Origin of the sequence: Roseomonas acroporae, assembly GCF_023223525.1 — a bacterium.
Taxonomy (GTDB): Bacteria; Pseudomonadota; Alphaproteobacteria; order Acetobacterales; family Acetobacteraceae; genus Roseomonas_E; species Roseomonas_E acroporae.
Window position 1 is genome coordinate 1 of sequence record NZ_JALPRX010000178.1, and the last position, 6,545, is coordinate 6,545.

At 68.8% G+C, this 6,545-nt stretch carries 8 protein-coding genes; 2 read left to right on the forward strand and 6 right to left on the reverse strand.

The features are described from left to right. On the forward strand, positions 1–193 hold a 193-nt coding region (locus M0638_RS27420; protein ID WP_248670136.1), incomplete at its 5' end, for a hypothetical protein. 111 nt (positions 194–304) lie between these two features. Continuing rightward, positions 305–1,234 (forward strand): DUF3800 domain-containing protein, encoded by a 930-nt coding sequence (locus tag M0638_RS27425; RefSeq protein ID WP_248670137.1) that lies wholly within the window; start codon positions 305–307, stop codon positions 1,232–1,234. Between the two features lie 435 nt (positions 1,235–1,669). On the opposite strand, the gene M0638_RS27430 is transcribed toward M0638_RS27425, so the two are convergent. The 6 genes from M0638_RS27430 to M0638_RS29015 form a co-directional block, all read right to left on the reverse strand. Next, on the reverse strand, positions 1,670–1,858 hold the full coding sequence (locus M0638_RS27430; protein ID WP_248670138.1) for a hypothetical protein: 189 nt from the start codon (positions 1,856–1,858) through the stop codon (positions 1,670–1,672). Beyond that, positions 1,855–2,877: a Bug family tripartite tricarboxylate transporter substrate binding protein gene (locus tag M0638_RS27435; RefSeq protein ID WP_248670139.1), complete on the reverse strand. Its 1,023-nt coding sequence runs from the start codon at positions 2,875–2,877 to the stop codon at positions 1,855–1,857. Before M0638_RS27435 ends, M0638_RS27430 begins: the two co-directional genes overlap by 4 nt. 375 nt (positions 2,878–3,252) lie before the next feature. Continuing rightward, positions 3,253–4,206, reverse strand: a complete 954-nt coding sequence (locus M0638_RS27440; protein WP_248670140.1) for a YncE family protein — start codon at positions 4,204–4,206, stop codon at positions 3,253–3,255. After that, the gene (locus M0638_RS27445; RefSeq protein WP_248670141.1) at positions 4,203–5,177 is read right to left on the reverse strand and encodes an alpha/beta fold hydrolase; all 975 of its coding nucleotides are present in this window, start codon (positions 5,175–5,177) and stop codon (positions 4,203–4,205) included. Before M0638_RS27445 ends, M0638_RS27440 begins: the two co-directional genes overlap by 4 nt. Before the next feature lie 95 nt (positions 5,178–5,272). Next, positions 5,273–5,845 (reverse strand): TetR/AcrR family transcriptional regulator, encoded by a 573-nt coding sequence (locus M0638_RS27450; RefSeq protein ID WP_248670142.1) that lies wholly within the window; start codon positions 5,843–5,845, stop codon positions 5,273–5,275. A gap of 224 nt (positions 5,846–6,069) precedes the next feature. Further along, a partial coding sequence (locus M0638_RS29015) for an oxygenase MpaB family protein (protein ID WP_282572335.1) occupies positions 6,070–6,545 on the reverse strand: 476 nt, incomplete at its 5' end.

Consider the following 6,545-nt stretch of genomic DNA (forward strand, 5'->3'; position numbering starts at 1 on the left):
CGCCCTGGGGACGCCGGCCGTCGCGCCGTCGCCGGAGCGGCTGGAGGAGACGGCGGAGATAGGGCTGATGCTGCGCGACGCCTGCATCGAACTGGTGCGCGGCCTGCGCGGCGAGCGCGACGCGGCCATGCTGGCCTTTCGGTTCCAGGCGCCGGTGGCTGCCGCCGCGCCGGGCAGCGAGGCAGTGAACTGAGGGGGTGTGGGCGCGTCGCCGCCGCGTGCTGGAGGACAGCCCCGATCTCGCCCGGCGGGTAGAGCAGGATCGGGATTTCCGCGAAACGGACGCGCTTAGTATTATCGCCCAATGCCGTATGTGCAGCCCTTGGCTTTGCCGCAGCCGATCGTCCCGCCTGGATACGTCGCATTCATAGATGAGGCGGGTGATGATGGTCTGCGGCTTATTCGGACCGAAAGCGCCCCCGGCGCGTCAGAATGGTTCATCTTGTCGGCCGTGCTAGTTCGGATAGAGCGCGAGACGGAAACAGTTACTTGGGCAGCGCAGCTGCTGGACGCATTGAAGCAACCACAACTTGCGCACTTGCACTTCCGAACACTGCGTGACGACCGTAAGACACTCGTCTGCGACCGATTGGCCAACCCACCTCTTCGTATTTTCACAGTACTCTCGCACAAGCGGAATATGCAGGGTTACATCAACAATAATGCCGCAGCCGCTAAAGTAAATCGAACGGCGTGGTTCTATTGCTGGTGCACTCGAATGCTCCTCGAAAGGATCACAGATTACTGCGCCCGGCGCACCATCAGGGATTTCGGAATGCACAGACCAGTGCGCTTCGAGTTCTCGTCTCGTGGCGGGGTCAGGCTGGATGAGGTTAGGGATTACTTTTCCTACCTGCGAGATCAGAACGCGATGGGGATGATGTTCAATAAGTGGGGCAACCTCGCATGGTCGGTCGTGGATGTCCGCCTCATGGTTGAGTACCCGAACAAGTCACGCGCAGGTCTGCAACTGGCCGACTGCGTCGCAGGAGCCTTCTACCAAGCAACCGAACTCACTGCGGAGGGACGGGTCAATCCGGAATTCGCCAAGGCGTTGGCACCCCGCGTGACGAGCAATGCGCGCGGAGAACGCTTCGGCTATGGTGTAAAAATGATCCCGGAGGCTGCCCTGCGGCGGCTACGGGCGCCGCAAATCGAGGTTTTCGACTTCTATCGCGGCTACTGCCGCAAGGGTGGCGGGCCCCCGGACCCTACTACCATCGGCGGTGCATAACCTTCTCCTACGAGAAGGCATCCGCCGACTGCCGCAAGACTGCAACAAGGGTAGCCCGACGTTGCCCGCCAGCCGAATCCTACACCAGATTCCATGTTATATCAACGCTTTAGCAACGCCTCTTACTGCCTCTAAGTCACTGATCAGATTCGATTTTCGACTTGCGACCTAGCGCAGCGCGCCCTCGACGGTGCGGATCACCTCGTCCGCGGTGAGCTGGCCGGCGTGCATCAGACGCACCAAGCTCCACGATTCGCGCACGCGGTCAGGTGTCTGCTGCCCACCGGCGCCCCAGTGATAGCGACCACCGCGCAGGCCAACGCGGCGCGGAGCCCCGGGGCGGCCCGCTCCCGTTCCGGAGGCGAGAGGATGGCACGGGCGGCGTAGCACCGGCAGGCGATCAGCCGGCGTCACGCCCCGGCCCCTTTCTCGACCTCACCGCCGCGCTGCCCGCACCAGCGGCACGATGGCCAGGATGACGGCGGCGGCGAGGATGCCCGCGGCGATCAGCCCGGCCGGCGTCGCGCGGGCACGCGCCTGCACCGACACGCTGCTGCCGAGGCGCATGTCCACGCTGGCGGTCATCTCCTCGGGGTGGGTCGGGATCGTCGTCGGCTCGCTCATTCGGCAGTGATGCCGCCACGTCGGGTGACGTCGACCCACTTGCCGATCTCGGCCTCGACATAGGTGGCGAACTCGTCCGGTCCGGCCGGAAATGGCCGCATCCCGAGTTCGGCAAACCTGCCCGGAAGATCCGGGCCGGCCAGGGCAGCGCGTGTGGCGGCATCGAGCCGGTTCACGATGGCGGCCGGCGTACCGGCGGGCGCGAATACCCCGACCCATGTGCGCATCTCGAAGCCCGGCAGCGTTTCCGCCAGCGATGGCAGATCGGGCAGGTCCGGACTGCGGCGTGGCGAGGTGATGCCGAGTGCCCGCAACCGTCCCTGCCGGACCGGCGGCAGCGCGGAGGGAGCCGTGTCGAACATGATGTCCACCTGCCCGGACAGCAGCGCCGTCGCGGCAGGGGCGGGACTGCGGAAGGGCACATGCAGCAGATCCACGCCGGCCATCGACTTGAACAATTCGCCGGCAAGATGCGTCGTGGTGCCGATGCCGCCGGACCCGTAGGTGATCCTGCCGGGCCGCGCCCTGGCCAGCGCAATCAGTTCCGCGACCGAGGTGGCCGGCAGCGACGGATGAGCCACCAGGATGTTGGGCCCGCTCGCCACCCGCGAGACGGCGGTGAAGCTGCGCATCGGATCGTAGGGGAGCTGCCGGTACAGTCCGACATTCATAGCATGCGTGCTGATGGTCCCCAGCAGCAACGTGTAGCCATCCGGCACCGCCTGCGCGGCAGCTTCCGTACCGATGATGCCGCCGGCGCCCGCCCGGTTCTCCACCACGACAGGCTGCCCCAGTTCGATCGACAGCCCCTGCGCCAGCAGACGCGCCGCGATGTCGGTGAAGCCGCCGGGCGAGAAGGCGACGATCAGGCGGATCGGGTGCGTCGGCCACGCCTGCGCCCTCGCGTCGCGCATGCTGACGACGCTCGCGAAGCCAGCGACCGCCAGACGCCGGCGGGAGAGAGTGCCGGGACGACCGGGCGAGCTCTTGTCGCCGCCGCGAGAAGGGTGCTGTCCCATCGCTGTGCTCCCTGGGGCGGCGCTCGACCTGATGCGCCGGGGTTTCGGAACGATCATACCGCCGGCTTCGCCCGCTGCCCCAGCCCCGCCCCTCGCCGTTCTCAGAGATGAACTCGGCGCCAGCAGTTTCGAGGGGGCACCGCAGGACGGCCATGTTGGCCGCCGATCGCCGTCAGGACGGCCGGTGGACGGCCCAATAGGCCAGGGCGGCGGCGGCCATCAGGCCCAGCGGGCCAATGGCCAGCAGCAGGGCGTCGGAGAGGGTTATTCCTTCATCCCTTCCAGAAGGGCTCGGGCCAACGGATCAGAGTGGCCAGCGCATCAGCACCGTCGGCTGAGCCGGAGCCGGCTTCGTTCCGGATGATCGACGATACCTCAGTAATAGGCGAGCACCTCGACGCCGGCACCCGCCGCGACGGTCAGGCGGACAGCGGCATGCTCGAGGTCCAGGACCGTGATCGTGCCGTCTCCCTGGTTGCCCACCAGGGCCGTCCGCCCGTCCGGATGAAAGGCGACGTCCATCGGTTCCCTGCCGAGCGGGACGGTGCGCTGGGTGTCGAGGTCGGCGCCCAGGATGGTGCCAAGCCCCTCATCATGGCTGGTGACGACCAGGTGCCGGCCGTCCGGGGCGTAGCGGGCGATCTGTGCCGCCTGCCGGTGCCCCGACAGCCGCACCGTCCCCACGACCGCATCCCGGGCGGTATCGACCACCAGCAACTCGGGCCGCTTCGCGTCCACCATGACGAGGCGGCGCCCGTCGGGCGACAGGCCAAGCCCGGCCAGGCCGTTCGGCGCGGGGATGTCCGCCAGTCGGCGGCCGGTGCGCAGGTCGACCACGCTGGCGAAAGGGTCCTCCTCGTTCTCGACATAGAGCCTGGACCCGTCCGGCAGCACCTCGATCCGGTGCGCATTGGTCGAGCCCACATCGAAGACGCGGCCATGCGCGCCGGTCCGGGGGTCGATCTCCAACACGATGCCGCTGTTCTCGCAGACGCAGAGGAGCCTGCCCCCGGCACCCCAGCGTATCCCGTGGGGCGCCAGGAACGGGGCCACGCTCAGCTCGCCGGCATGCCGGCGCTCCGCGAGGTCGATGACGGCAATCGACTGCCCGGGGTGCGGGTTGTCGCCGTGCCGGCCATCGCCGTACACGGGGACGTAGGCGGTGGCACGGTCGGCCGATACCGCGAGCTCGTGGACCCGTGGGGCGAACCCCTCCAGGACCGTCTCCACCGCGAGGGTCTCCGGATGCAGGAACAGTATCCGGTTTCCCACCTTGTCGACCGCGATCAGGCCGGTCGAACCGGTCGGGAAGTTCGGGTCGGTCATCATGACGGCACCCCGGCCCGGACCGCTATCGCCTCGGCGAAGAAGGCCAGCATCTCGCGGGCCACCGCTTCCGGCTGCTCCTCCGGCAGGAAATGGCCGCAGAACGGAATGGTGGCGCCGCGCACCTCGTCGGCGAAGGCCCGCAGCGGCGCGGCCATGTCGGCGATCGAGCCCTGGTCGGAACCGAGCGCCAGCACCGGCATCGCCAGCCGGCCGCGCTCGGCAAGCTCCCGGTTCTGCAGGGCCGAGAGAGCGGCGGCGCGGTAGTAGGCCAACCCGGCCCGGAGCCCGCCCTCCCTGCGGAACACGCGCAGATACTCGGCCAGGTCGGCATCCGAGAAGCTGCCGGGATCCGCCGCCTTGCGTCGCAGGAACCAGTCGAGATAGGCCGGCTCGCGGCCGGCAATCAGGCTTTCCGGCAGGTCGGGCACGGCATGGAACGCGAAGTGCCAGGTGCGCCAGGCGCGGTCCGGCGCCGTCGGCAGCGCGTCGGGCAGGGTGACGCCGGGGATGCCGGCATCCATCAGCACGAGGCGGCGGACCTCGGCACCGAACAGCATCGCGTAGGGAAAGGCGACCCAGGCGCCCACGTCATGGGCCGCGAGAAGGCAGCGCTCGATGCCGATTTGCCGCAGCAGGCCATGCACCGCGACGGCGAGCGACCGCGTATCGTAGCCCTCGGCCGGGCAGTCGGAATCGCCCTGGCCGGGAAGGTCGACGGCGAACACGCGAAAGCTGGCGGCGAGCGCCGGCATCACCTTGCGCCACGCGTACCAGCTCTCCGGAAAGCCGGCCAGCAGCACGACAGCGTCACCGTCGGCCCTGCCGCCCTCGACGTAGTGCAGCCTGACGTTCTCCACCATGCGGAACCGGTGCGCGAAGCCCTCCAGCCCGGCCATGGTCACGGGTCGGGCAGCGGGTGCAGCCTCCGTCACCCGGGATGCGGGGACGGAGACCGGTTGATCCTGCGTCACCTTTGCTGCTCCTTTCTGCCGTTGCGGCTCGCGGTTCCTGGCCGCTTCCGCCGGGGCGGGATGCGTGCGGCCTATATAAGGAAGCGGGCGCTCCCTTATTCGGTATGGGTCGCGGCAACCAGGCCAAGGGCGTGGTCCGCGACCGCCTTCATTCCCGCATGGGTCCGGCCACCCTTGCCGACGATCCGCATGCCTTGCAGAAGGCACAGCAGGGTCACGGCCGCCGTTCCGGCGTCGAGGTGGGCGGGAACGGAACCGTCGGCCTGGCCAAGCCGGATAAGGTCGAGCAGGAGCGTCTCCGTGGCCTGCATCGACTTGGTCACGCACCGCGCCATGTCGGGGTCAAGCGAGGCCAGTGCCGCTGCGCCGCCGGCGACAAGACAGCCGCGTCGGCCCTCAATACCGTGGGATGCCGCGGCGTAGAACCGCAGCACGGCATGGATCTTCGCGAAGCCGGTCCGCTCGGCATCGACCGCTCGGCGAAGCTCAGCGCCGCGTCGGCTGGTGTAGCGGTCGAAGGCCGCGCGGAACAGTGCCTGCTTGTCGACGAACGCCTTGTAGATGCTTCCGGACGAGAGCCCCATCGCCGCGCCGAGTTCGGTCAGTGATGCGGCGTGGTAGCCACGTTCGCGGAACACCAGCAGCGCCTGGTCAAGAGCGGCATCCATGTCGAACTCGCGCGGACGGCCGGGGCCGCGGTGTCGTTCGGGGAGTGCATCGGGCGATGGTGGCATGCCATGATATTAGGAAGCGATCAGTTCCGAATAAAGGGGGCGATGCGGACGTCACGAAGCCTATACGACCGGCTTCCTCAACCTCACGCCTACCCCCCCCCCGTTCTCTGGGATGAACTCGATGCCGCCGGCTTCGAGTTGGGTATGAGCCACCCGCGTCACGCCTCCCGGTGCCACCGCTCCTCGCCGCTGCCCTGCCCGAACGCCCAGCGCAGCGTTCCCGCCACACCGAACATGCCCGCCTGCACGAGCGGCAGGTCCAGCCCCGGGGCCGGCAGCCCGTGCAGGCGCCTGGCCCATTCCGGCAGCAAGTCCACGGCGGCCCGCGACATCAGCGCCCGCACCGGCTCGACGGCCGGGCTCGCGGCCGGCCGGCGCAGGATCAGCCGGGCCACCGCTTCGGTCCGCGCGTCGCGGCGCAGCGCCGGCCGTATGCCCTGCATCAACCGGCGCGCCTCGACCCGGCTGCATGGCACCGGGTCGGCGCCCAGCGCCGCGCCGATGACGGCCATCTCGGCGAAATAGCGGTCCTGGTCGGCAGCGGCCATGCTCGGCTCGGCGTAGCGGATCCAGGCGTCGAGGAAGCTGGTCGCCTCCGTCACGTGCACCCGGGCGTGGATGGCGCGGACACGCG

Bases quoted from the DNA above. Each gene is read 5' to 3' on its own strand.
- M0638_RS27425 (WP_248670137.1), top strand. From the start codon at position 305: ATGCCGTATGTGCAGCCCTTGGCTTTGCCGCAGCCGATCGTCCCGCCT.
- M0638_RS27450 (WP_248670142.1), bottom strand. From the start codon at position 5,845: ATGGATGCCGCTCTTGACCAGGCGCTGCTGGTGTTCCGCGAACGTGGC.
- M0638_RS27440 (WP_248670140.1), bottom strand. From the start codon at position 4,206: ATGATGACCGACCCGAACTTCCCGACCGGTTCGACCGGCCTGATCGCG.
- M0638_RS27435 (WP_248670139.1), bottom strand. From the start codon at position 2,877: ATGGGACAGCACCCTTCTCGCGGCGGCGACAAGAGCTCGCCCGGTCGT.
- M0638_RS27430 (WP_248670138.1), bottom strand. From the start codon at position 1,858: ATGAGCGAGCCGACGACGATCCCGACCCACCCCGAGGAGATGACCGCC.